This is a genomic window from Flavobacterium sp. CG_23.5, assembly GCF_017875765.1.
Lineage (GTDB): Bacteria > Bacteroidota > Bacteroidia > Flavobacteriales > Flavobacteriaceae > Flavobacterium.
The window spans coordinates 3,619,816-3,646,418 of the sequence record NZ_JAGGNA010000001.1; the positions used below are offsets into that span (position 1 = coordinate 3,619,816).

23 protein-coding genes and 3 pseudogenes are annotated in these 26,603 nt (G+C 33.7%); 9 read left to right on the forward strand and 17 right to left on the reverse strand.

Features of this window, described 5'->3' with window-relative positions; all coding sequences use genetic code 11:
* Window positions 1-6: 6 nt before the first annotated feature.
* On the forward strand, window positions 7-1,380 hold the full coding sequence (locus tag H4V97_RS15555; protein ID WP_209550208.1) for a RagB/SusD family nutrient uptake outer membrane protein: 1,374 nt from the start codon (window positions 7-9) through the stop codon (window positions 1,378-1,380).
* Window positions 1,380-3,995 (forward strand): prolyl oligopeptidase family serine peptidase, encoded by a 2,616-nt coding sequence (locus tag H4V97_RS15560; protein ID WP_209550209.1) that lies wholly within the window; start codon window positions 1,380-1,382, stop codon window positions 3,993-3,995. The genes H4V97_RS15555 and H4V97_RS15560 overlap by 1 nt, the downstream gene beginning before the upstream one ends.
* A gap of 48 nt (window positions 3,996-4,043) precedes the next feature.
* Here the strand turns inward: H4V97_RS15560 and H4V97_RS15565 are convergent, their stop codons facing one another.
* The 3 genes from H4V97_RS15565 to H4V97_RS15575 all read right to left on the reverse strand — a co-directional run bounded on the left by H4V97_RS15565 (window position 4,044) and on the right by H4V97_RS15575 (window position 6,913).
* On the reverse strand, window positions 4,044-4,325 hold the full coding sequence (locus H4V97_RS15565) for a DUF6520 family protein (protein ID WP_209550210.1): 282 nt from the start codon (window positions 4,323-4,325) through the stop codon (window positions 4,044-4,046).
* 96 nt (window positions 4,326-4,421) lie between these two features.
* Window positions 4,422-5,903 carry a MauE/DoxX family redox-associated membrane protein gene (locus tag H4V97_RS15570; protein WP_209550211.1) on the reverse strand — a complete coding sequence of 494 codons (1,482 nt, stop codon included), beginning with the start codon at window positions 5,901-5,903 and terminating at the stop codon, window positions 4,422-4,424.
* Between the two features lie 104 nt (window positions 5,904-6,007).
* Window positions 6,008-6,913, reverse strand: a complete 906-nt coding sequence (locus tag H4V97_RS15575; protein ID WP_209550212.1) for a helix-turn-helix transcriptional regulator — start codon at window positions 6,911-6,913, stop codon at window positions 6,008-6,010.
* A 241-nt stretch (window positions 6,914-7,154) separates the two neighbouring features.
* On the opposite strand from H4V97_RS15575, the gene H4V97_RS15580 reads away from it, so the two are divergent.
* Window positions 7,155-7,364 (forward strand): hypothetical protein, encoded by a 210-nt coding sequence (locus H4V97_RS15580; protein ID WP_209550213.1) that lies wholly within the window; start codon window positions 7,155-7,157, stop codon window positions 7,362-7,364.
* Window positions 7,365-7,812: 448 nt separating this feature from the next.
* Window positions 7,813-8,652 (forward strand): alpha/beta hydrolase family protein, encoded by an 840-nt coding sequence (locus tag H4V97_RS15585; protein WP_245345250.1) that lies wholly within the window; start codon window positions 7,813-7,815, stop codon window positions 8,650-8,652.
* Window positions 8,653-8,872: 220 nt separating this feature from the next.
* Here H4V97_RS15585 and lepB read toward each other — a convergent pair whose 3' ends face one another.
* From lepB to H4V97_RS15640, 11 genes and pseudogenes are all read right to left on the reverse strand, one after another.
* Window positions 8,873-10,474, reverse strand: coding sequence for a signal peptidase I (gene lepB, locus H4V97_RS15590; protein ID WP_245345251.1), 1,602 nt, complete (start codon window positions 10,472-10,474; stop codon window positions 8,873-8,875).
* 81 nt (window positions 10,475-10,555) lie between these two features.
* Window positions 10,556-11,626 carry a helix-turn-helix domain-containing protein gene (locus tag H4V97_RS15595; protein WP_209550215.1) on the reverse strand — a complete coding sequence of 357 codons (1,071 nt, stop codon included), beginning with the start codon at window positions 11,624-11,626 and terminating at the stop codon, window positions 10,556-10,558.
* Window positions 11,627-12,115: 489 nt separating this feature from the next.
* Window positions 12,116-12,388 (reverse strand): annotated as a pseudogene (locus H4V97_RS15600) (tyrosine-type recombinase/integrase); the annotation flags it as partial.
* Window positions 12,389-12,462: 74 nt separating this feature from the next.
* Complete coding sequence (locus tag H4V97_RS15605) at window positions 12,463-14,187, reverse strand: sensor histidine kinase (protein ID WP_209550217.1); 1,725 nt, start codon at window positions 14,185-14,187, stop codon at window positions 12,463-12,465.
* A gap of 17 nt (window positions 14,188-14,204) precedes the next feature.
* A complete protein-coding gene (locus H4V97_RS15610) occupies window positions 14,205-15,332 on the reverse strand; it encodes a sensor protein KdpD (RefSeq protein ID WP_209550218.1) in 1,128 nt (375 codons plus the stop codon).
* A 92-nt stretch (window positions 15,333-15,424) separates the two neighbouring features.
* Entirely contained in the window at window positions 15,425-16,501 is a 1,077-nt protein-coding gene (locus tag H4V97_RS15615; RefSeq protein WP_209550219.1) for a porin, read from the reverse strand.
* A 166-nt stretch (window positions 16,502-16,667) separates the two neighbouring features.
* Window positions 16,668-17,222, reverse strand: coding sequence for a K(+)-transporting ATPase subunit C (locus H4V97_RS15620; RefSeq protein ID WP_209550220.1), 555 nt, complete (start codon window positions 17,220-17,222; stop codon window positions 16,668-16,670).
* 52 nt (window positions 17,223-17,274) lie between these two features.
* Entirely contained in the window at window positions 17,275-19,308 is a 2,034-nt protein-coding gene (gene kdpB, locus H4V97_RS15625; RefSeq protein WP_209550221.1) for a potassium-transporting ATPase subunit KdpB, read from the reverse strand.
* Window positions 19,309-19,317: 9 nt separating this feature from the next.
* Window positions 19,318-21,039 (reverse strand): potassium-transporting ATPase subunit KdpA, encoded by a 1,722-nt coding sequence (gene kdpA / locus H4V97_RS15630; protein WP_209550222.1) that lies wholly within the window; start codon window positions 21,037-21,039, stop codon window positions 19,318-19,320.
* Between the two features lie 123 nt (window positions 21,040-21,162).
* The gene (kdpF, locus tag H4V97_RS15635) at window positions 21,163-21,240 is read right to left on the reverse strand and encodes a K(+)-transporting ATPase subunit F (RefSeq protein ID WP_091314114.1); all 78 of its coding nucleotides are present in this window, start codon (window positions 21,238-21,240) and stop codon (window positions 21,163-21,165) included.
* A 107-nt stretch (window positions 21,241-21,347) separates the two neighbouring features.
* On the reverse strand, window positions 21,348-21,629 hold the full coding sequence (locus tag H4V97_RS15640) for a hypothetical protein (RefSeq protein WP_209550223.1): 282 nt from the start codon (window positions 21,627-21,629) through the stop codon (window positions 21,348-21,350).
* Window positions 21,630-22,041: 412 nt separating this feature from the next.
* Here H4V97_RS15640 and H4V97_RS15645 point away from each other — a divergent pair.
* The 4 genes and pseudogenes from H4V97_RS15645 to H4V97_RS16005 all read left to right on the forward strand — a co-directional run.
* Window positions 22,042-22,404, forward strand: a pseudogene (locus H4V97_RS15645) (nuclear transport factor 2 family protein); the annotation flags it as partial.
* Window positions 22,405-22,411: 7 nt separating this feature from the next.
* A complete protein-coding gene (locus H4V97_RS15995; protein ID WP_317196502.1) occupies window positions 22,412-22,588 on the forward strand; it encodes a hypothetical protein in 177 nt (58 codons plus the stop codon).
* 8 nt (window positions 22,589-22,596) lie between these two features.
* A complete protein-coding gene (locus H4V97_RS16000; RefSeq protein WP_317196503.1) occupies window positions 22,597-22,968 on the forward strand; it encodes a hypothetical protein in 372 nt (123 codons plus the stop codon).
* A gap of 156 nt (window positions 22,969-23,124) precedes the next feature.
* Window positions 23,125-23,331 carry a helix-turn-helix transcriptional regulator gene (locus tag H4V97_RS16005; protein WP_317196504.1) on the forward strand — a complete coding sequence of 69 codons (207 nt, stop codon included), beginning with the start codon at window positions 23,125-23,127 and terminating at the stop codon, window positions 23,329-23,331.
* Between the two features lie 20 nt (window positions 23,332-23,351).
* On the opposite strand, the gene H4V97_RS15655 is transcribed toward H4V97_RS16005, so the two are convergent.
* Together H4V97_RS15655 and H4V97_RS15660 are read right to left on the reverse strand one after the other, a co-directional pair.
* Window positions 23,352-24,695: a sigma-54-dependent transcriptional regulator gene (locus tag H4V97_RS15655; RefSeq protein ID WP_209550224.1), complete on the reverse strand. Its 1,344-nt coding sequence runs from the start codon at window positions 24,693-24,695 to the stop codon at window positions 23,352-23,354.
* A gap of 104 nt (window positions 24,696-24,799) precedes the next feature.
* Window positions 24,800-25,359 (reverse strand): annotated as a pseudogene (locus H4V97_RS15660) (site-specific integrase); the annotation flags it as partial.
* 110 nt (window positions 25,360-25,469) lie between these two features.
* On the opposite strand from H4V97_RS15660, the gene H4V97_RS15665 reads away from it, so the two are divergent.
* Window positions 25,470-25,958: an RES family NAD+ phosphorylase gene (locus tag H4V97_RS15665; RefSeq protein ID WP_209550225.1), complete on the forward strand. Its 489-nt coding sequence runs from the start codon at window positions 25,470-25,472 to the stop codon at window positions 25,956-25,958.
* 225 nt (window positions 25,959-26,183) lie between these two features.
* Here the strand turns inward: H4V97_RS15665 and H4V97_RS15670 are convergent, their stop codons facing one another.
* Window positions 26,184-26,447, reverse strand: coding sequence for a hypothetical protein (locus H4V97_RS15670; protein WP_209550226.1), 264 nt, complete (start codon window positions 26,445-26,447; stop codon window positions 26,184-26,186).
* Between the last annotated feature and the right edge of the window lie 156 nt (window positions 26,448-26,603).

Consider the following 26,603-nt stretch of genomic DNA (forward strand, 5'->3'; position numbering starts at 1 on the left):
ATGACTATGAAAAATTTTAAAATAACACTACTGAGTTTATTTGTATTACTAAGTTTGATGGGTTGCGATAGCTTTGTGGATGTGAAAACTCCGAGTTCACAATTGACTGGAGTAACTGTTTTTGAGGACAGAACAACCGCTAATGCGGCATTGATTGACATTTATTCGAAATTGAGAGATACAGGATTGTTGGCAGGATTAACCACTGGCTCCAGTGTAAGTTTGGGATTGTATGCTGACGAGCTTACTTATTATGGCACCACTGATGATAATATTTCGTTTATTTTTAATAATTCTATGCAGTCCACCACATCGATTGCATCACAATTGTGGAATGAAAGTTACCATCAGATTTATTGTGCTAATGCTGTGATTTATGGTTGTGAGAATTCGACTGGACTTTCAACTGCTGATAAAAATCAGTTTATTGGTGAAGCGTTATTTGTTAGAGCTTTGGTGCATTTTTATTTGCTTAATTTGTACGGCGATGTGCCTTACATTACTACCACTGATTATGAGGTAAACCGCTTGGTTAACAGAATGCCAACAGCTCAGGTTTATACTGCTATTATTGCCGATTTGGAGCAGGCAGTTGCGTTATTGCCCGAGGCTTATATTGTACCTAACCGTGTTCGACCAAATCGTTCGACTGCAATGGCTTTACTGGCACGCACGTATTTGTATAACGGTAATTGGGCACAAGCTTCCAATGCAGCTTCGGCTGTTTTGAATAATGCTGAGTATGTTTGGGAAACGGATATTGACAAGGTATTTTTGAAGGATTGTACTGCAACGATTTGGCAGTTTTATCCAAAGTTGGAAGGTAATAATGCCGATGAAGGTTCGGTATTTGTATTTCAGACTGGACCACCGCCGTTTATTGGCTTGCGGGCTGAGTTGTATAATTCGTTTGCGAATGATGACCTTAGAAAAAGTCATTGGATTGCGAGCGTTACCGATGGTTCCAACACTTGGTATCATGCTAATAAATACAAGCAAAATACCAATACTGGAACATCTGCTGAATATTCTATTGTGTTTAGATTGTCGGAACAATATCTTATTCGTGCCGAAGCAAGAGCGCGCCAAGGTGAATTGATCAATGCGAAACAAGATTTGAATACGGTTCGAAGTTTGGCTGGTTTGCCAAATACTACAGCAACTACCGAAGCTGAAATTATAGATGCAGTTCAACAAGAACGACGCTATGAATTGTTTACAGAATATGGGCATCGTTTTTTTGATTTGAAACGAAATGGAACATTAAATACTGTTTTACCGATTGTGAAATTGGGTTGGAATAATACCGATGCTCATTGGCCAATTCCGGAGACGGAATTATCAGCTAATCCGAACATTTCTCAAAATCCGGGTTACTAATGATGCGCTCTTTTTTATCAACATTTTATGGCGTGATCGCCCTAATTTTAGTTGGGTTAGTTCCATGTCCTGTTTTGGGACAGGCACTAACTAAGAAAAATTTGACCGAAGCTGATTATGGTTTGTGGCATACGATGGCAAGCGAGCAATTGTCTGAAAATGGTGCTTGGGTCAGTTACGGATTTTCTTACGAAAATAATTTAGATACTACATTTGTGGTGCACACTAAAAGCTTAAAGAAGTTCGTATTTCCAAATGTGATTACTGGCACATTTAATGGTGAAAAAGATTTTGCTTTTATCAAAAAGGAAGGTTTGGTACTGTTTGATTTGAATAGCGGAACTGAAAAATTATATCCGAATGTTAGTAGTTATTCGTTTTCGGCAGATGGACAGTATTTAGTTACATTGGAAGACGCTTCTACGCTTGTTGTCAGAAAAAATGGAGCAACAATTCAACGTATTGAAAATGTGAGTGGGTATGAATGGAATGTTGATAAGACAAAGTTGGTTTATACTACGGTGGTGAATGGAAAAGGTTCGGTTGGATTTTTGAGTTTTAAAAATTCTTTTAGTAATCAGCTATTCATACAGCCGACTCAACAAACTTTTGAAGTACTAAAGTGGCAACTTAATGGTAATTCTGTTGCATTTTATGGCGTTGACAAAGGTAATAGGGAAGTGTACTATTATGATTTTTTAAATACTAAACTATTTACTCTAAAATCTTCTGATGTTACTTTTCCATCGCATATGATAGTTGCTCCCGAACAAAATATTGAATTAAAAGTTTCCCGTGATGGAAAGAAAGTATTTTTTGGAGTTACCACTATTGCAGCTAAAGACACAACTGTATATTCCAGTGGTATTGAAGTTTGGCATTCTAAGGACCTTTCGCTATATCGTGAACGAAAGATGAAAGCAAGTGTTGCTTATCCTCAGTTTTTGGCTGTTTGGTTACCAAAAGAAGCAATAGTTACCCAACTTAATTCTGAAAAATATTCTTGGGTTGCTTTGAACGGTAGTCAAGATTATGCTGTTATAGCCGATAAATATCAGTATGAACCGCAATATAAAGTGTATGCTGATATGGATTATTACTTAATGAATGTTAGGACTGGAGCGAAAGACTTATTTTTAGAAGAACAGTCCGGGGTAGACAGTCAAATGGATTTTTCTCCGGATGGAAGGTATATCAGTTATTATAAAGAAAGTAATTGGTGGGTTTATGATATTGTAAAGAAAACACATCTCAATTTAACAAAGGATTTGAATGTTACCTGGGATAATCGTGCAGTTGATCCTGGTAATGAATTGCGGGTTTGGGGTCAGACTGACTGGAGTAAAGACGGAAAATTTATATTATGTTATGACCACTATGATATTTGGGCGATTTCGAATGATGGCAAACAACGCAAACGATTAACCAATGGTAAGGAAAAGCAGCTGCGTTTTCGATTTGATAAATCTGCAATTTCTAATGTTCAAGAATTTAATTATGGAGATAGCGGTACTTATATTTATGATTTATCTAAAAATAGTGTACTGACTGCTATTGATATGTATGGTGGTGCAGTTGGTTATTATCAATGGCAACCCAATAAAGCAATTACTTCCCTTGTTTTTGAAAATGCTATGATTACCAAATACATGAAATCTAAAACAGGAAGTGCTTTTATTTGTGTTAAAGAAAGGTATGACTCATCGCCTGCTATTTTGTATGTTGCTGATGGCTCTGAGCGCGTAATTGTTCAAAGTAATGAACAACAAAAGAAGTATCAGTGGGGCAAATCGGAAATGATTCATTATACCGATAGTAAGGGAACTCTATTGAATGGGGCATTGTTTTATCCTGCGAATTACGATGCTGCCAAAAAAGTTCCTTTGATTGTTTATATTTATGAGACAGTTTCCAATGACGTCCACAAATATGTAAATCCTACCAATCAAAATATGTTAGGTTTTAATATCACAAACTTGACCGCCAGTGGATATGCGGTTTTGTTAGCGGATATTGCTTATGGAAAAGGAGATACAGGTATTTTAGCAACTGATTGTGTGACTGGGGCCGCTAATAAAGTGATTCAAATGGGAGTTGCAGATGCTCATAAAATTGGATTATTTGGACATTCATTTGGTGGTTATGAAACTAATTTTATCATTACACAAACAGATTTATTTGCCACTGCAATAAGTGGAGCAGGCGTTTCTGATATCGTTGGGAATTATTTTAATTATAATAATGATTGGGGGGCTATTGATAGTTTCCGTTATGAAAACCAACAGTTTCGAATGGGCGTACCCTTTTTTGAAAATAACCAAGCTTATTACCGAAATTCCCCTTTGCAAAATGCTAAAAAGATTACAGCTCCATTACTGACATGGTCCGCAAAATTGGATGAAAATATTAAACCTGAACAAGGAGAACTATTTTATGCTGCTTTGAGACGATTGGAAAAGGAGCATGTCATGTTGGTTTATCCTAATGATGGGCATGTTTTATTTAATCATAAAAATCAGGAAGATTTGACTTTTAAGGTTGAAGACTGGTTTGGTCATTATTTGAAAGATTCTCCAAAGAAAAAATGGATGAAGTCGGATTTTGAAACAAATTAAAATAATATGCAGTTTCCAACAGGAAACTGCATATTCCTTTTTTACTGCTTAATGGGCCACTTTGTATAAGTTTACACTACAAGCATTTGCAGCATTTTTTAACCAAACTTGTCTTGGAATTGCTTCATTAGACATACATGTCTGACCGCCAGTTGTAGTACAATCTACAGAGACCGGAAGACAGTTAGCCGGTGAAGGATTTTGGATAAATCCTGAGATTAGCACCGATTTTTTAGCATCTTTAATTTTAGCATCTTTTGTCATAACTGCTCCGGCACTTGCCATTGTGAATGCCAAAACTGGCAAAATCACTTTAAAAATAGTTTTCATGATAATAGAATTTTAATTACTTTTTTTGACTTACTCTTTTTTACAGGTTTTCAGTCTCGTTCCTGCTACTGATCAGAATAGATGTTGATATTGTTATTAGTTTTTGAAATGTTTTTTACTCAATTGATACTTGTGAACTCGATGTCCAATTATTGCATAGAGATTGTTGTCAACCACAAACATTTCCTTCAACTTAGTTTTGTTTATATCATAGATGTAGATACTTGACAAGTAGGTGTTTTTTTTGATATTGTACACATCAATGATAGCCGCTTGTTTCCACATTTCTTTGGGTTCGTATCGCCCGATAAGCATAGAATTTACAAATAGCAAATTATTTGAAACAGCGGTTAGTTGATTTACCGTTGTCGGAAGTGAAGCTATTTTTCGTTGCCCTGTTTCTTTGATATGAGCTACTTTTAGTTTTGCTTTGGTAGTGGTGTCAATGGTATTTCCGCGATGGATTAAGTTGCCGTTATTATCCGCGACAATGTATTGATTGCGGTAGTAATAGGTGTAGATTAATTTTTGAGATCTATTGTCAAATCGCATCATTCCATCGGTATCAAAAAAGCCATCTATTTGTTTTTGCAACAGTTGAGGTGCATACTGCACTTGTAAAGTGTGTTTGAAAGTAAAAGTTCCTAAAATATTATAAAGCGTTTTTTGTTGTTGCGCACGAAAAGCAATTTTATCAGCAGCAATGATTTCGGCTTGTGAGAAATAGTAGTTGTTGTCATACATTAGTAATTTGGCTTTCCAATCGGATTTATTTCCTTTATAAATAACTGGTACCGTGCCATCCATTAGATAAAAATAAGGCGGTGCAATTCTGACTTGTACTGAAGTGAATGGAAAGTTTTCACGATCCAACTGTATTTTATATTGACGTTTGGTTTTTAAAGTGGTATCATACGCTATTACATATAGTGGCGCTTCGCTATCTCCAAAATAAATGTTGCTACCGTCAGTTCCCGCAAAGTATCTTGAATTATTGTTTAATTCGGCTTCCGCTGTTTTAGAAGCTGCACCTTGGATAAAACGTCTAATGAATGGATTTACACGGTGCATTGTGTCTTCTGAATATAGATATAAAGTGCCTATTATAGCGGATGCTGTAATGGCAATTATTGAAAGTTTTATTAGTGTATGAGTTCTGTCAGTTGCTATAAGTAATGAAGCTATTGCAGCTAATAATGTAAAAGCACTATTGAATATTAAATGCTCTTTCCAACTCATCTTCTCAAGTATACCACCACAAGAGCAAGGTACAAATGAGGAATAATTGAGTATAACTAATATATAAACCGTAAACATAATCATTAGTGCAAAAGAGGAAAGTAGTCCAATAGATCGTGTTCTGGGTATTGCAAGTAATAAAGCGATTACCAATTCTACAATTAAAACTGAATGTGAGATAAATCCAGTGTAAGCACTCAATAATGGTGACTGACCAAGCTGTGCCTGGAAGTTTTGAAACTCTATTAACTTGCTTGATGCTGCATACACAAAAAGCAGTATGAATAAATAGCTGATTATACTTTTGATTATCTCTCTGAATCTAGCAGTTAATTTCATTTTAGATTTTTTAGTGGTGTAAAATTCTAAATTAAAAATTTGTAATGTTATGCAAATCAGAACTTTCGTTATCCAAAATAGGGGGGGTGGTAGGTGTTTAGAAATTAAACAGCTTCATGAGGACCACGATCTATTTCACTTGGTGCATATTTAAATCTTTTTTTGAAAGCTTTATAAAAGTTGAGGTAGGAGTTAAAACCATTCATTATAGCAATTTCTTTGAGTGGAATATTTGTTTGATTGACCATCAAATGCGCTCTTTTTAATCTTTCTTCATGGTAAAAACTATAAATACTGGTTTTAAATAATTCTCGGAATCCATGTTTCAATTTGTATTCATTTGTATCAAATAGGACAGATAATGCTTTAAGGGTTGGGAGTGGCTCTTCCAAGTGATTTAAGATGTAGTCATAAAGATTTTGCATGACGACCGCTTCGGAGTGTTTTTCTGTTGCTATTTCTATGGCAAACTTCGTGTCTGACAATAGTTCTTGCAATACGGTAGTAATTGAGTTTACGATTATTTTGTCACTATAACGTAATCGTGAAATGGTACAAAAACAAGGAAGTAATTTGCTTTTACCCGTTAAAAAAATAAGCGGAACGGTGCTATGGTAATTACCATCTCGTGAGGCTTCCATTTTTTTTTCATTCCAGATGCTGAAGGATTGTGGCGCAATAAATTTTTCAAAGTCTATCTTAAATAATTCTTCTGATTTATAGTAGAGCGCTTCTGGAACGTGTGCATTGAAACTACGAATTATGAATTTATCATCTAGGATAAATGTTTTTTGTACCAAGTTTTGATAACTGTAATGCGGGTTAACATAACCTGATTGGAGTATTATATCATGCATTTCTTCCGCAAGATTATTTAGCATTTCAGACAGTTTGCCAATTTCGTCGTTTTGATCTGTTTTGAAAATTCTAAAGGAGAGGTTACCGGTTGCCATTTCAAAAAGCATTTGGTAAATTGCCTTGATGCGCTGTTGTGTTGTTTGATTTTTCATTAAGTTATATAGTGAGGAATTGATTGCGGTATAGCAAGACAAGTGCTTGAAGAGACATACAAAACTATATAATGTAAATTTTATTTGCTAAAAGTATAGTGTGTAATTCGGGAATTGAATAGGGGTAAAGTGTCTTATTTTTACTGTGTTTACTTGGTTTAGGACTTTAATTTTTGATTATTTTGGTTTGTTTTTTGGCTGAACTGAAATAGGAAATAATTCTTGTTTTCATTTTGTCATTTTGATAGCAAGAGTTGTCATTTTGGGATACAGCTTGTCAATTTGGGAGCATGTGTTGTCAATTCGGGAGTTTGTTGTCAATTCGGGAGTGTGTTGTCATTTCGGGAGTGATGTTGTCATTTCGGGAGTATTTGTTGTCGATTCGGGAGCATTAGTTGTCATTTCGGGAGTATTTGTTGTCATATCGGGAGAGGAGTTGTCAATAAAGTAGTTTCTGATTTGCTCCTAAAAGGAATCACATTTAGTCATTCTATATTTGAGATATGAAATAGTAGGAGGGATTGTGGTGTGGTTTTTAGGTCTTTATTTGAGAGGGGAAATTTATGAGTTTTTGAGGAATTATTTTTATAATGATAGTTGGGGGAGGAGGAAGAAATAGAAAGATGCTGTGAGGTGTCTTTTTTTTTTGGTTTTTAGGAAATAGCTATTTTGTAAATAAATTTTTATATTTTTGATTTGCTGATAAAGTCTGATTTTTGTCGGACTTATCCAACCCCAATTAAGGTAGATAAGTCTAGTTTTATCAGACATATATACAAATTATCACCAATGCTAACGAAAATCCGGTCACTCAAAACAATTTTTCTAATTAAACTAAAATGAACAGCAACTTTTTTTCTTACTTATTTCTTTGGTTATCATTAATAATTTTACCAGAAATGGTATTTTCTCAATCTGCTGACTTTACCATTCAAGATGTAAAGTTTGAAAGTCAGGGAGTCACACTTGCAGGCTCAATTTTAAAGCCCAAAAATACATTTGCAGCAGTTGTAATTGTTCATGGGTCTGACCCAGTAAAAAGAGAAATGGAGTTCGCTAAACGTCTTGCCAAAGAAGGTATTGCTGTATTGACATATGACAAACGTGGAGTTGGAGAATCTGGTGGTGTATATGTTGGACCATCTGTTGGCACAAATAATATCGACACTACTAATCTTAATTTATTATCTCATGATGCAAATGAAGCAGTAAAAACATTTCGAACCTATTTGAAAGATAAAAAAATACCAATTGGGTTAATTGGCTTCAGTCAAGCAGGATGGATAATTCCAATTGCTGCAAGCAAAAATCCACAAATAGAATTTATGGTTTTATTTAGTTGCCCTACAATTACAACTTTAGAACAACTTCGATTTCAGTTTTATACTAACGGCAACAATAGTTTTTGGGAAAATCATACAGAAGCAGATGCTCGTGAACATACTAAAAATGATCCAGACAGGTATCAATTCGTTGCGACTGACCCAAAAATTTCTCTGAATACTCTTTCAATTCCGGGACTTTGGCTTTTTGGTGAGAAAGATATACAGATTCCAGTAAAGTTGTGTATGGAGCAATTAAATACATTGAAAGCTCAAGGTAAACCTTTCGAATATACTTTGTTTTCTAAATTAGGACACAATACTTCTTCCGGCGATATTACAGAAACTGTTGATATTTCAATTCAATGGATAAAACAGAAAGCTTTGAATATTAAGAAGTTTAAATCATCCAAATAAAGCACTGCCTACAACAGCTAAGGCTCATTGGGCTTGAAAAGCCAACAATGAAGCCTGCGTTGAATGGAAACTATAGGCAGTTTAAATCCTGTATATTTACTTCCTAATTAAAAAAACAAAGTTTGTTTGGAGGTTTTTAGATGAACAGACGTTGTAGGTAACGCGGTTACAAAATTGCACTTAAAAAGTATATTTTTTTGAAAGATTTTAATTAGTAAAATTATTCCTTTTTGACATCTCTTATTTTACGGTATCTATTGTAAGCCGAACAAATAATTAAAATAATTACAAAATAAACGAGATAAGATCGCGGTTCTCCTATGCCTCCAACTGTTGTAAACATTCGATTCCATCTAATTTTATTAATTCCTTTGCCATCAGTATTCCAACTTAACCAAATAAAAATTGGCTTGCCAACCACATGGTCAAAAGGAACAAATCCCCAAAATCTAGCGTCAATTGAATTATCTCTATTGTCGCCCATCATCCAGTAATAATCTTGTTTAAAGGTATAATTTGTAGCAAGATTATTATCAATAAAAATCTGATTTCCTCGCACCGATAGCTGATGACCTTCATATTCCGTGATTAATCTTTTATAAAGCGGTAGAATATTTACATTTATGTCAATTGTCTTTCCTTTTTCAGGAATGTAAATTGGTCCAAAAAAATCAGCATTCCAATTGTAATTCTTGTCATGAGGTAATATTTTAGAATCTCGATCTCCTTTATTATTTTTTCTCAATTCAAGACTTTCTATGTATGGATTATTCCTAGCATTAGCAACAGCTTCTTCTGTTGCTTGAACAAAATATTCTCCAGATTTAGAATCGTAAGCTATTCCATCGGTTATATCATATAATTTTAGAATATTAGACGCCTCCTCATAAGAAGAAAATTGAGCTTTAAATTTAATAGTATATGAAAACTGCAATTTTGTTCTATCAGATAGTTTAGTTTGTTTTCCATCAATAAATACGTAACCATTTCTAACTTCCAAAGTGTCTCCAGGAATTCCTACACAGCGTTTTACCAAGTTTGTTTTTTTGTCGATAGGTTTGTAATAATTTCTATCAGGTGAAAAATTATCCATATCCAAAAGAGTATCGGCTGGTTGGTTAAAAACTACAATATCGTTACGTTCTATTTGTTGAAAACCAGGCAATCTTAAATACGGTAATTGAAATATGTTTAGGATTGAAGTTTCTTTTTTTGAAATATCATCATTGAACATGTAGGATTTCTTTTTTACGAAAGGAATTGTGTCATGTACCATTGGCAAAGCAACTGTTGTAATTGGTACTCTGGCTCCATAATGCAACTTACTTACAAATAAAAAATCTCCAACTAATAATGATTTCTCCATTGACGAAGATGGAATTGTGAAAGGCTGAATAACATATGTATGAACAATAGTAGCAACAATAACAGCAAACAATAGTGAACTTACAGTTTCTCCTAATCCTGCTTTTGGGCTTAAGTTTCTATCCTTTACGTATTCTAATTTATCAGAATTATAATTCAAATAGGCAATATAAAAGCCTAAAGATAGTACTACTAACAAAGTGTCCTTTGTGGTGTTTTTACCAAAACTACGAATGGTTTCAACCCAAACAACAGGAAACATTATTAAATTTATTATAGGAATAAAAAATAGAAACACCCACCATTTAGGTCTATTAATTATTTGCATTAATATAATGGCATTGTAAATTGGTATTAATGCTTCCCAAGATTTTCTACCTGCTTTTACATACAATTTAAAAGTGGCTAAAAAATGAACAAATTGGATAATAAGGAATAATAAGAAAAATTTAGTCATTTGAATAATTTAAAGAATTTATGCAAAACTCGTTTAAATTATTACTAACAGATACTAAATTCATGATTCTGGCACACCAAATTATAAATCTAATTCTGATTTTTTTATGAATGATTGTCGATAATTAATTGCGGTAGTATTTGTTAGTTTTTTAAATGTATCATTAAAAGAAGAAATACTATTAAAGCCACTTTCAAAAGCAATTGTAGCAATTTTATAATTATGAAATTTAGGATTTTTTAAATTTTTTTTAGCTTCTCCAATACGATATTTAGCAATATATTGGGAATAGTTTGTGTTTTCAATTTGGTTGATAATTTGAGATAGTTGCTTAGAAGAAATGTTCATTCTTTCTGCTAATTTTACTAAAGTCAACTCTGGATCTAAAAATAATTTGTCATTTTCCATAAATTGATTAAGCTGTTTATAATACTCACTTGCTTTTGTATTATTTAATGTTGAATTAGTATATTTCTTCTTTTCATCTTCAAATATCCACAAATTTTGACATCCCAAAATTGCTAAAGAAATAATTATAAATGAAAACAAGAAAGCACTACTAGGATAAAAAGAAACAACATCAAAGAATACTAATATTGCATGAATAAAAATTAAAGTTGTAGCTACTATAAATGCAATTAACCATTTTTTAATTTTCACGTTCTTTTGTGAAACATCATGAAAGTTTGGGTGTTTTACTAACCAATAAAAACTATAACAACAGTAAATTAAACCGTGTATGAATAAGAACAAATAAAAATTTCCTAAGTTCGTAATTCCATTATTTGGGACAAACACTGTTAAAATCATTACCAAAAAAAATGGTGCATAATGCCGATAACAATCTATCCTTTTTAAGGAAGCATTATTATTATATAAAAGATTTACATAAAACCATAAACAGGGACCTATTAATAAAAATAAGCCTAAAAATAAGATGAGAATAGAATCGGTAATTGCATAATAATTGTGAAATAACGCTTTTCCTGTACGCAAGCTTAATGTTAAAAGATATACAGCCAAAAATAAATTTGCTTTTGAATTTTTACTTGTTTTGGCAAGAAGTATTATTCCAAAGAAAAACCCCAAAACAACACCTATACTGCTAATTAATAATTCAAAGCGACTAAAAAATTCTGGTTCAAAATTCATCAAACAAAGAAACTAAAATCTTAAGTATTTTACAATTGATTTATCCTCTATTGCTTTTACGCGAAAAATCTCTGTATTTCATCAAAATTTGAAAATAATGAGCTACCTAAAAGCGAGGGTTTCGTTGCGTGCGTAGAACGAACAATGAAACCCCCGGTTGAACGGAATCGCTTATAAGTTTTATTTCTCTGATTTGATCTCTTTTATCATACACTCGAGTTTTTCTCGCTGTTGTTTTGCTTTTTCATCATATGCCTTTTACCTTCTCTCGAAAGTAACTTGTTGCTGAACGAGTTCTATGTGCAGGGTAGGAGGGTATCATATAAAAAAAAACTCTATAAAATCCAAAGGGCTGGTATGAAAATATTTTTTTTTGATTCTTCTTCAGAGACTTTTTTTAGATCTTTAATAAATTCTCAAACTATACTGAACCTTTATATTGTTACAAATTTCCTTAAACATTAGGAAAATTTAAAGGGATAGAAAATATCAGATTGTTTTTTGTTCCTTTTTTGTCTCTATCTTACTGAATTTGTCTCGTAGAATTTTCATGTCTTCACCTACTTTTTTATCAAGTACTTTAGCATAATGTTGTGTGGTTCGTAGATTTTTATGACCAAGCATCTTACTAACACTTTCAATAGGAACTCCATTGGTTAGTGTTACAGTGGTTGCAAACGTGTGTCGTGCAATATGGAAGGTGAGGTCTTTTTCGATTTCACAAACACCTGCGATTTCTTTTAAATAAGTATTCAATTCCTTAAATATAATTTATGCTGTAATCTGAGATTTACTTTAAATTTTATTTGAAATATAATAACCACTCGTTTTACTTATTAAACAGCATTTAACTGGATGCTAAAAGTACTCCCCAATCCTAATTCACTTTCAACTGCTATAGTTCCGTGTTGAGCTTCGATGAATTCTTTGCTGATTGCTAAGCCCAATCCGGTACCTAATTTATGGCTTCCTGGAATTTGAAAATATTTGTCAAAAACTTTGTTTTTATAACGGTTATCAATTCCTTTTCCGGTATCAATAACTTGAAAAATTATTGTGTTTTGGTCTTTTTTTAATTTGACAATAATTTTACTATTCTCTGAAGAGTAGGTTATAGCGTTTGTTAAAAAGTTGATTAAAACCCAAGACGTTTTTTCGCTATCGGCTTTTACTAAAGGCAAATTTTCTTCGGCATCAGAAATTATATGAATTCCTTTTTGCTCAGCTTGCACTTTTACTGCTTCAGTAGCGTAGTTTATGATTTCATATGGATTGCTATTATCTATATTTAGATGTATATTTCCGGTTTCTACTTGCGATAAATCAAGTAATTCTCCTGTTATTTTAAGCAAGCGTTGGCTGTCTTCTTTGATGCTATTGATTAATTGTTTTTGGTCATCATTAATTTTTCCGGTTTCTTCTTTTTCCAACAATTGCAAACTCATTTTTATGGAGGAAATTGGCGTTTTTAATTCGTGTGAAACGGTCGCAATAAAATTAGTTTTAGCAAAATCCAGTTCTTTAAAAACAGTAATATTTCTCAAAATTATGACATCGCCAATATCAATAGTCTGGTCTTCCCCTGTTGGTTTTATGGTAATATTTATGATTTCTTTTTCAAAATAACTTTCTTTACTATCGGCAAATATGGTCATCGGCAATTTTTTTTGGTTATCACTTTCCAAATTGCCAACAATTAGTGATTTCATTAAATCGTTGGTCAAGGCCAAAGTTGTAGCTAATTTACCGATTACCTCTTCCGATTTCATTCCAATGATTTTTAAGGCTTCATTATTCACAAACAAGATTACTCCGTTATTATCAAAACCGATTATCGGGTCATGCATATTATTGATCAGCGTTTCTAATCGTTTCTTTTCAAAAGACAATTTATGCAGATTGCTATTGCTGTATTCCTCTAGTTTTTGTGCCATGGTATTAAATGATTTTGCCAAATCGCCATATTCGTTATGGTTCATAAAATTCACTCTTTCTGAATAGTTTTTATTGGCAATTTCCTTGATACTTGCCGTTAATTCTCTAATTGGATTCGCAATATTATTGGGCAAATTCACCAATAAATTAAAAGCAATCAAAAAGCATAAAGTTCCTGTAATTGCTATCCATAAATTAGCAGTTTCGGCAGTCTTGGTGGCGACATCACTTTTTTGCTTGATGGCATTCATATTCAACTTCATAATTTCGAAAATATCCTCGCGAATTTGATTTTTTATTTGTTGATTGTTTCTATTATTCTTCAAAAAATTAAAATTATTTTGCAAACTATTTGTCTTTTTATCTTCACCAGCCTCAGTGATATTAGCCATTTGATTTTTAAGATTTTTTTCAAAAAGCACAATGGCTTGATTTTCATTTGTGCCAATATTTTCCAAGGAAAGTAGCATATTGCGAGAATATTCCAGGGTATTATAATTGGCTTTCAAGATGTTTTGAGTATCTTTTTTTATCAAAAATATATAGTAAGCACTAACTAATGAGAGGATGATGATCAAGATGAATAGTAAACCTACTCCGAGATCTAATTTGGTTTTAATTTTCATTTTACTAATATTATAAGTTATGACAGTATTACTAGGTCAATATTTGATGAAGATAAATTGTTTAATAATTTATTAAAAATAGTTGTAGATAAAATTACTTTAAATAAACTCAAATGAGGTTTTCCAATACAAACCGTTGTTATCTTTTTTTGTTCGACTACATTTAAAATAGCATCTGTAATGCTTTTATTTTCTATTTTGATGACTTCAGCTCCTAATTGTGTTGCTAATTTGAAATTATTAATCAAATGCCGTTGCTTGTCTAAAGCTATTGTATCGGAACTTTCATTTGGCGTTTCCACATACAAAACATACCATTTGCAATTGTAATAACTTGCAAGACGTGCCGCTTTTCGAATTACAATTTTAGCTCTTTTATCATTACTACTGATACAAGCTAGTAGTTTTTCGTGACGCAAAGCTAGATTTTTCGGCACTTCATTTTCGACTTTCCGAACGACTTGGCTGGCCACTTCTTTTAAAGCCAATTCCCGCAGTTGCAAAATTTGGTCTGATTTGAAGAAGTTATTCAAAGCAGTCTGAATTTTGTCTGCTGTATAAATTTTTCCTTCCTTAAGACGTGTAATCAAATCTTCCGAAGTCAAATCGATGTTGACAACTTCATCTGCCATTCGCAAGACGTTATCCGGAATTCGTTCCTGAACATCTATATTTGTAATCTTTTTGACATCTTCATTCAAACTCTCGATATGCTGAATATTTACGGCCGAAATGATGTTAATTCCTGCTTCGAGTATTTCCAGTACATCTTGCCACCGCTTCTCGTTTTTACTGCCTTCGATATTTGTATGCGCTAACTCATCGATAATCACTACTTCGGGACGCAAATTAATAATGGCCTGCACATCCATCTCTTCCAATTGCTTGCCTTTGTAAAAAATAGTACGTCTCGGAATAACGGGCAAACCTTCGAGCAATTCATGCGTTTCGGCTCGATTGTGCGTTTCAATATATCCAATTTTTACATCGATACCATTTTTCAAAAGCGTGTGTGCTTCCTGCAGCATACGAAACGTCTTTCCCACACCGGCACTCATGCCAATATAGACTTTAAACTTTCCCCTTCGCGATTTCTGAATTAAATCAAGAAAGTGTTTGACGTTATTTTCTTTTTCGTTGTCCATAAATATTTAGAAAACAATAAAATTAAAAGAATAAACCATTGAGAAATTAAGCTAATTAAGACGTAAAACTTAATTTCTTAATGGTTTAACAATTAAAACGAAATCGCCAACGAAGTCGTTAAAAAGGTATTTTGGTTTGTTGGATTATCGTTCTTTAAAAATATAGCATCTTTGCTGTTCAAATTTCGGGCTTCTATTCTAAACATAACATTATCTGCAACTAAATAATCAAAATTAGCCGAAAATCCATAGGTTTTAAAGCCGTTTGGGGTTCCCGTTGCGATAATCACGCCTTGCTTGTCTTGATAATATTCGCCTCTTGCCGACAATTGGATTTTAGCGGTAGGATTATATTGTGCCATTACAATTGGCGAATACCAAATATCGTAAGTACTACTGCCTTTAGTAGTTTGCTGTGCGCCAATATCAAAACCTGCAATTACACTCGTTTTTTCAGACACTTTAAACTGTCCGTAAAAATTATTGAAATAACGCCATTTTCTGTTAATATCCGGTTGCTCATTTCCAATGTAAGTACTCCAATTCAATGCCATTTTTGCAGTTGGCTTATAAGTAACTTGCGTTCCAAAAGCCGGCGTTTGATTGCCATCTATTTTCTGAATTCGTTGCCAGCCGTTCAAATACATCACAGCCAAATACCATTTCTCCGATTTTGAAGTATACCCAATTTTAACTCCTGCTTCATAATAAGGCGAATTTTCCGCCAAAATGCTTCGGGTCAAATTCATGCAATCTTTCCCGATTGCACTTTCGAAACCAATATGCGCAGGCATAATTCCCGCATCAATCCATAAATTTTGGTCTTTAGAAATCTTCACGCCAACATTGGCTTCATAAACATTTTTTAATAAACCAGGCTCTGCAGCCAAATTGTATTGGGGATAAGTTCCTGCCATTAAAGCAAAATTAGCACGAACATTGTCCTTCGCATAATTCACTTTTGCAAGCCCCAAATTCAGGTTCAATTCATTATGTTTGTTGTGACTGTAAAAAAATCCAGGTCGCAAATGATTATCCGGATTCCCGAAATCATAACTGTAATACGTTTCTAAATACCCCGAAAACGTAAACGGACTTGGCGCTTTTTCTTGCGCATTACTTGTTGTAAACCATAAAGCTATTAAAGCTGTAATTATAATTCTTTTCATTTTATTTTATTTTTTGGAGCTAATCCAGCACACGAGGCGAAGACGAACTGGCGAAGCAATTCGTTACAATCTTTTTGGCTCGAAAAAAAAACGAGCCAAAAAGGATTTCCACTACTACCTGCCTATCGGCAGACAGGTCTGGGCGAGGACATTTTTGTTCTAATTTTTATTTTAATTCATCCAAAGCCACATTTAATTCTAAAACATTTACTGTTGAAGTTCCCATTAATGTTGGCTTATTGATTTTGGTTTCCATCAAAGTTTTTACTTTTTCTTCTGATAATTTTCTTTCTTTTGCCACTCTTTTCACCTGAATCAAAGCTCCTTCCGGCGAAATATTCGGATCCAATCCACTTCCGGAAGCGGTGACCATATCCGATGGGATTTGGGACTTTTTCAAATAAGGATGCACAATTAAAAAGGTATCAATTCTTTTTTGGACTAAGGCCAGATAATCCGCATTGCTCGGTCCTTTATTACTTCCTGCACTTCCTGCAGCATTGTAATCAACTGCTGAAGGTCGTCCCCAAAAATAATTGGATTTGTCAAATTTCTGTCCAATTTTCTGGTAACCTACCACTTTTCCGTTAACCGAAATAGTTTCTCCTTTCCCCTGATTTGGGGCAAACTGTGCAATTCCATATATCGCTAAAGGATAAATGACTGCAAATATAACAACGATTAAAAACGTAAATTTAAGTACTGAAAATATATTTTTCATTTTAATATTTTTTATAAACAAAACCGATTTTAAAATCCGGTTTTGTTCGATTTTACATAAATAAAGCCACTACTAAATCAATCAATTTAATTCCGATAAAAGGGACAATCAATCCACCCAATCCATAAATCAAAAGATTTCTTTTTAAAATCGCGCTCGCTCCAATTGGTTTGTAATCAACCCCTCTTAAAGCTAGCGGAATCAATATCGGAATAATAATTGCATTGAAAATCACTGCTGATAAAATAGCACTTTCCGGACTGTGAAGTCGCATGATATTTAAACCTTCCAAGGCTGGAATAGCAGTGATGAAAAGTGCTGGAACAATCGCAAAATATTTGGCAACATCATTTGCAATAGAGAAAGTCGTAAGTGTTCCTCGGGTCATCAATAATTGTTTTCCAATTTCTATGATTTCAATTAACTTGGTTGGATCATTGTCTAAATCGACCATGTTTCCGGCTTCTTTGGCAGCTTGTGTTCCGCTGTTCATTGCAACGCCTACATCGGCTTGCGCCAATGCCGGTGCGTCATTTGTACCATCACCCATCATCGCTACGAGTTTTCCGAGTTGTTGTTCGTTTTTGATGTAGTTCATTTTGTCTTCCGGTTTGGCTTCGGCAATAAAATCATCTACACCGGCGGCTTCCGCAATAAATTTGGCAGTCAATGGATTATCTCCGGTAACCATTACCGTTTTTACACCCATTTTTCGCAAACGGTCAAAACGTTCTTTCATTCCCGTTTTGATAATATCCTGCAATTCGATAACACCCTGAATTTGATTGTCCTTGATGACCACCAATGGCGTTCCTCCCAAAGAAGAAATATCAATTACTTTTTGTGCGGTATCCACGGGAAATGAGTTTCCGCCTTCTTTTGCAATATTCTTAGCGGCATCTTGCGCCCCTTTTCTAATGTTGGTTCCATCTTTCAAAATCACGCCGCTTGTTCTGGTTTCGGCAGTAAATTTGATCAAAGTAGACCCTTCAACAGATAATTTATGAGCAATTTCAATTCCAGCCAATTCGACAATACTTTTTCCTTCTGGGGTATCATCTGCAAGCGAACTCAAAACAGAATATTTTATAAAATCTTCTGCACTAACTCCTTTTGACGGATAAAAATTGGTCGCTTTTCTGTTTCCGATCGTGATGGTTCCAGTTTTATCTAAAAGCAAAACATCAATATCTCCAGCTGTTTCTACTGCCTTCCCAGATTTTGTGATTACATTGGCACGCAATGCTCTATCCATTCCTGCAATTCCAATGGCCGAAAGTAAACCTCCAATTGTAGTTGGAATTAAACATACAAACAACGAAATAAAAGCTGCGATTGTAATTGGTGCATTAGCGTAATCGGCAAAAGGTTTTAGCGTTACGCAAACAATCACGAAGATTAAAGTAAACGCTGCTAACAAAATTGTCAGTGCAATTTCGTTTGGTGTTTTCTGACGGCTTGCCCCTTCAACCAAGGCAATCATTTTGTCCAAAAAGCTTTCGCCTGGTTCCGAAGTCACAATGACTTTGATTTTGTCAGACAACACTTTTGTCCCGCCGGTTACTGATGATTTATCACCGCCTGCTTCACGAATTACCGGAGCACTTTCTCCTGTAATAGCGCTCTCGTCAATGGTGGCCAGACCTTCGATTATTTCACCGTCAGTGGCAATTAAATCGCCAGCTTCACAGATAAAAACATCTCCTTTTTTCAGTTCAGATGAACTGATATTTTTGATTTCGCCATTAGGCAAAACTTGTCTTGCCGGAGTTTCTTCACGTGTTTTTCGCAAACTGTCAGCTTGTGCTTTTCCTCTGGCTTCGGCGATTGCTTCGGCAAAATTGGCGAATAAAAGGGTAGCCAATAAAATTAAAAACACAATAAAATTATAAATAAAACTACCTTGATTTTGTGCGCCGAATAAAATGGCAATACAAACGACAAGCATGATGGCAGTTCCTATTTCAACGGTAAACATTACCGGATTTTTGAACATTACTTTTGGGTTAAGCTTTACAAAAGATTGCACTAGAGCATCTTTTACTTGCTTACTCTCAAATAATGAATTGGAATTATTTTTAGTCATTTTGATTTATTATTTTAATGAAAAGTATTCTGCCAATGGTCCTAAAGCCAATGCAGGGAAGAACGATAGAGCAGCAATAATGGCGATTACAGCAAAAACCATTATACCAAAAATTGTAGTGTCAGTTTTTAAAGTTCCGGCGCTTTCAGGAATGTATTTTTTGTTGGCTAATAATCCTGCTATGGCTAATGGACCAATAATCGGGATGAATCTTCCCAGTAATAAGACAATTCCGGTTGTGATATTCCAAAACGGATTATTGTCGCCCAAGCCTTCAAAACCAGAACCATTATTGGCAGCACTCGATGTGAATTCGTATAGCATTTCAGAAAATCCGTGATGGCCAGGATTGTTCAGCCAACCCGTTGCATTACCGCTAAACCAATAACCCATTGCGGTATTATTTGCAGCAAAATAAGAAGCCAAAGCGGTTCCTGCCAAAATCAAAAATGGGTGCAGAATAGCAATGAAAGCGGCAATTTTAACTTCACGCGCTTCTATTTTTTTTCCTAAAAATTCAGGTGTTCGACCTACCATTAAACCTGATATGAATACGGCAAGAATAATGAAAATATAGAAATTTAAAAATCCAACGCCACAGCCACCATAAAATGCATTGACCATCATGGCAAGCAATTGCATTGCACCAGACATTGGCATTGAGCTGTCATGCATACTGTTGACAGAACCCGTAGAAATTACAGTAGTTGCAATACTCCAAAATCCTGAAATGGCTGGGCCAAAACGAACTTCTTTCCCTTCCATAGCACCGGATATTTGACTAACTCCCATTTTTGCAATGGCAGGATTTCCATTTAATTCACTGCTGATTGTTGGAATAACCAAGAGCAAGAAACCGAGAGTCATAACCCCAAAAATAACATAAGACAATTTCTTTTTCTTTAAATAAAAACCTAGAGCAAAAATCATGGCAAACGGAATGATTAATTGCGCCCACAATTCGACTGCATCGGTAAAATACGTTGGGTTTTCTAATGGATGTGCTGAGTTGGCTCCAAAAAAACCTCCGCCGTTAGTTCCAATATGCTTAATTCCAATAAAAGCAGCGGCTGGTCCTCTGGAAACTTCAACAGTATCGCCTTGCAAAGTGGTGATTTTGTCTTTTCCTTTAAAGGTCATCGGAGTTCCGCTGAATACCAAAATCACAGCTACAATTGCGGAAAGTGGTAATAAAATCCGGGTGCAACTTTTGATGAAATAATTGTAGAAATTCCCCAATTGATTGGTCGTTCTTTCACGCATGGCATTAAAAACCATTGCTGCTGCTGCCATTCCCACACCTGCCGAAACAAATTGCAAGAACATTAAGAACATTTGTGATAAGTAAGATAGCCCAGTTTCTCCGGAATAATGTTGCAAATTACAATTGACTACAAACGAAATAGCGGTGTTAAAAGCTAAATCGGGAGTCATTGATGGATTATTATCTGGATTTAATGGTAATGCTCCTTGTGATAGCAAAACGATAAAGCAAAGAAAGAACCAAACCATATTGACAGTCAAAAGTGCTTTCAAATGTTGTTTCCAGTTCATTTTTTCCGTAGCATTGATACCGCTAATTTTGAAAATTAGTTTCTCAATTGGATTAAAAATAGGGTCTAAAAAAGTACGGTCTCCAGTAAAAACTTTAGCAATATATTTTCCGACTGGAATTGCTAAAATGATGGTGAGGAGAAAGACGATTATTACCCCAAGTATTTCTGTGTTCATAAATTAATTATTTGGTGTTAAGGACTAAATGGATTTTCAAAAACGCAACGTAAACCAATGCAATAGCAATAAGCCATGCTAAAATAATAAGGGTCATTTTTTCATTTTTTGCCTTTTTCATTTTTAAAATTTTTCTGGTTTTATTAATACATAAACCAAATAGCCAAATACGGCTAGAGCGACAATAAATAGTGCTATCATAATTTAGATTTTTTCAAAAAATTCAACAGATTTAAAACAAATCGCAAACAGCAAAAAGGCTAATGCGGATAAAAGAATAATACTTATCATAGGTATAAAATTTAAGATTAAACGCTGGAAGCATTAATTTTCTTGATGTATTCTACTTTCAGAGACAGTGGAACTAAATTGGAAATAGTACAATTGCGCAACTTCATAAAAGAGGAAACAGAAAATACATATACATTAGAAATTGCATTTTGAGTTTCAATGCTTCCAGTTATAAGTAGTTGTTCAGCCAAAGCCAAACACTTTTTGGCACGACTTATATTTCCTGAAATAATAGCATTTTTAGTGATTTCAGCAAAACGTTCCGCTTTTCTGTAAATCGTATTCACTTGGTTTTTCATAGGTTGATTTAATTTTCATTTGCATTGCCTATGCCAAAAGATGTTCCAAAAAAATAGATTTACTGTAAAACATTGCTGTTGAAGACTTATGGTCACGTATGTCAAAAAATGGCATAAAAAAAACCTATCATTTTGATAAGGTTTTCTCATTATAGTACTATTTGAATCCTATTATTACGATAATTGCTATAAGTTGTGAAAGTCAATTTTATCAAAATTCAAATTAGTAAATTTACAAAATGAACTAGCATTTATTTTGGATACAACAATCCGAGATTTAGACACATTTTATACATCTGACAAAACGACCTTTGTTAAATAATTTGAAAGAAAATATAAAAATGGAAAAATCATTAGAACAAAGAATTCAGCTTCTTGAAGATGTTGAAGCAATTAAAAATTACAAGCAACTTACGGACATTTTGTTGACTGGGGTTGGAATGGAAAAGAGCCCCAAGATGTTGCACACTTTTTTACGGAAGATGCAACTTTCGAATGTATACCTTTTGGGATGCATGCTAAAGGCAACAAACAAATTTCTGAGATGCTTGGAAAAAGTTCTACTTTTACCATTGCTCAACACAGTTTTACCAATCCAATTATTGATGTTGATGGCGATACTGCTACGGGCAAATGGCTTTTATGGGTTGCTGTTAAAGGCATTGAAGCTAATATTTTTTTTGAAAGTGAAGACGTTAAATATACCCGAACATCAGGAGGCTGGAAAATTCAATCCATTGAATTATTTGTAGCTCAAATGCTAAAAAACATATAAAGGTAAAATGAAAAGCATACACACTAAACCTATTAATGTAAATTCAATTTCTGAATTGTATCGTTTAATGGGTTTGCCGAAGCCAAAACATCCTCTAATCAGTCTTATTAAATTAGAGGATGCTTCTACTCCGATATTTGATGCTTCAACAAGTTTGATCCTTGATTTTATACTATTTCAATGAAGCGAAATATGAAAAGTAAGTTTAAATATGGGCAGCATTATTATGATTTTGACGAAGGCGTTTTGGCTTTAATGTCACCAGGACAAATCGTATCTACAGATAACACTGATAATGAATTAGCAACAGGTTGGTGGTTAGTTTTTCATACTGATTTTATTAGAAATTATCCGTTAGAAAAAATAATTAAAAATTATGGTTTCTTTTCTTATGCTGTGAACGAAGCTTTGCATTTGTCGGACGAAGAAGAAAAAATGATGGAAAGTATAATGAAAAATATTCAGCTAGAATATCAATCGTCTATTGATCATTACAGCCAAGATGTTATGATTTCGCATCTTGAATTACTGCTGAATTATAGCAATCGCTTTTACAATAGGTAATTTATAACTCGTAAAGCAGCAAGTAGTGACTTACTAGTAAAGATTAACGATTTACTTACAGACTATTTCAATAGTAATAAATGTATAGAATTAGGACTTCCAACGGTGCAATATCTTTCAGAAAATCTAACCGTTTCTTCAAATTATTTAAGTGATATGTTGCGAAAACTTACGGGGCAAACAACCCAACAGCACATTCATAATAAACTAATAGAAAAGGCAAAGGAAACTTTAACGACAACAAATCTTTCGGTTAGTGAAATTGCTTATCAATTAGGATTTGAACAATCTCAATCGTTTAGTAAATTGTTTAAAAAGAAAACTTCAATGACTCCTTTAGAATTTAAACAATCTTTTAACTAGTACAAAAAAGAAGAAAAATTCTAAACTAGAATGTTATATTCATCTAACTTTCTATACAAAGTAGCAACACCAATTTCTAATAATCGTGCGGTTTCGGCTTTGTTGCCTTTGGCGTAATTCAACACTTTTTGTATATGTAATTTTTCAATACTTTGCATCGAAAAAGCAGACATTATTTTAGGATTTTTATCCACTTGATGTTGCATTTCGTAAGGTAGCAGCTCTGAAGTTAAAATATCACCGTTACATAATATTACGGAACGTTCAATTACATTTTTTAGTTCCCTAACATTTCCAGGCCAATGATAGGTTTCTAATTTATGCAGAAATTCAATATCGACTATTAACGTTTTTCGATTAATTTTTTCTGAAAACTGACCTACAAAATAAGAAGTCAATGGTTCTATATCTTTTACTCTTTCTCTTAAAGGTGGTATGGCAATTTCGAAAATATTTAGTCGAAAGTATAAGTCTTGTCGGAAACGATGTTCGTCACTTTCCGTTTTTAAATTTCTATTTGTGGCAGCTATCAAGCGAAAATTTGATTTTTTGGGAGTAGAATCTCCAACAGGAATATATTCATTGGTTTCAAGAACTCGAAGCAATTTGGCTTGTAAATCGATTGGCATTTCACTGATTTCATCTAAAAATAAGGTACCACCATTAGCTTCTTCTATAAACCCTTTTTTGTCTTTTATGGCTCCAGTAAAGGCGCCTTGTTTGTGGCCGAACAATTCGCTTTCTAGGATTTCTTTGCTAAAAGTACTGCAATTAAGCGCCACAAATGATTTTCCTATGCGATTACTGTTTTCATGAATGGCTTGCGCAAAAACTTCTTTTCCAGTTCCTGTTTCCCCGGTTAAAAGTACAGTCGAATCAGTTTTCGCTACTTTTTTTGCCAATACAATTACTTGTTCCAAACCTTTGGATTTTCCGATAATGGAATCAAAAGAATATTTGTCTGAAATTCGTTTTTCGAGTTGTTTGACTTTCTTCTGCAATTGAACTTTTTCCAATGCTTTGTATAAAAGCGGAATGATTTTGTCATTATCGTCGCCTTTTACAATATAATCAAAAGCGCCGTTTTTCATGGCTTGAACACCATCTGAAATTTTGCCGAAAGCAGTTAATAAAATTACTTCAGTCAAAGGGAAAGCAGTTTTAATTTTTTCGAGAAAATTTACACCATTGCCATCTGGAAGCTTTACATCACATAAAACAACATCAATATCATTAGTTTCGAGTTTCTTAAAACCTGATTTTAAATCGGGTGCTTCAAAAACAAGAAAACCTTCAGATTTTACAATTCTGGCTAGAAGACCACGAAGTTTTTCTTCGTCGTCTATGATGAGGATGTTTTTCAAGAGGATTTAAATTTAATTTTAGCAAAATTAGATATTATTTTTATAGCTATTTATGTTTTTACCGACTTATATTAAAATGCAATTTATTAAGAATAAAACCAATATTAATTATGTGCTATTTTTTTAGACTCATTCATGGCTAGAAATTTATCTCTCAAAATCTTCATATCCTCACTAACTTTCTTGTCTAACACCTTAGCATAATGTTGGGTGGTTCGCAAGTTTTATGTCCAAGCATTTTGCTTACGCTTTCAATAGGAACTCCGTTTGTGAGCGTTATTGTGGTTTCAAAAGTATGGCGGGCAATGTGGAAGGTGAGTTCTTTTTCGATTTCACAAACACCTGCGATTTCTTTTAAATAGGCGTTCATTTTTTGATTACTCAAAATAGGCAGTAATCTATTTTGACTATTGCTTTCGGTATGGTCCTCGTATTTGTCAATAATCATTTGGGTAATTGGAAGAATTGGAATCTTCGAAGCCGTTTCTGTTTTCTGACGGTGGGTGAATATCCATTTCTCTCCGTCAATACCCATGCTTATATGGGATTTTGTTAAGTTTTTGACATCAATGTATGCCAAGCCGGTAAAGCAGCTAAAAAGGAAGATATCTCGTACTAATGATAATCTATCTGTTTTGAAATCTTTGTTGATGATATTTTGAATTAGGATGGGACGGTTTTTTTAATAAGCAGAGTATACTTTCATATGATGTAGTGTTTTATAGGGCTAGGATTCATAAAAATGATAGTGAATTAGTATATAATGTGAATCAAATGGGTTGCCCCGATAAAGTATATGTATCAGGAGGAAGAGCCAATCCGGAAGGGATGCCTTATCTATATTTAAGATTAACTGCTGATACTACTTTTTATGAAACTAGAGCGACTTATTTTGATGAAGTGAGTATTGGTAGTTTTAAAATTAAAGAAAAAGTTGTTTTAGTTGATTTTACAGAAGAATCTATTGCTTTTATCAATATGGGGAATATTTTAGAATATACCAAAAGCATGTTACTCAAAAAATATATTAGTTCTGATTTATCAAAGCCACTTAGAAGATACGACTCTGTATTTGAATATATACCAACTCAGTTTATTTGTGAATTTATCAGATATATTACAAATGCTGATGGTATAATCTTTAATAGTTCTTTACATTTAGGAGGTAAAAACATAGTGCTTTTCGAAGAAAAAAAAGTAGAATGCTTTGAAGTTAATAAGTATAGAGTAAAAGATGTTAATATTACACATACACTTTTATAGCTCAAAGAGTAAAAATCCTTCTCGTCCTCGTTTGAAACTACAATCTGGTTCTTGCCTCTGGCGAGTGCCTACTTACATTAGGATATAAAACGTAGCGTTTGCAACGCGGTTCATTAACAGAATATTTTAACTGTTTCGTTACAAAAAAAACACACTATTGCCCGATCTGAAAAAGAGAAACAGGACTAAACTTTTTTTGCACTTAGTATTATTTTCATAATGGATCTATTTCTCTACAGAGAGCTCTTTTACCAAACGTTCTAGTTCTGTGCGCCTCTGATGTGTTAATTCATTATGTGTCTTTTGTCTTTTTCCATAAGTAACTTGTATCAGATGAAGCTCTTTATTTATTCGAGTATGTTCTTTTTTCAAAGCCAAAGCGGCACTGTAATTATAAATCAAGAGAGCAAATAACAACGCAATACTTAAAAAATAAAAACGATATTCCAATAGTAAGTATTTTAGTGTTTCAATTGTTTTTGATAACATATTGTACGATTTTAAAATGTTCTTTTTTGAAAAAATTCCTAGACTGAGATAAGTGTACTACAAATTACAAAAAAAAATATTCTATTACAACGTTATGTTTGATATTTTGCTTCTTTAAATCACCCTAAACTTGCCTGTCGCCGAAGTGTTTTTGTT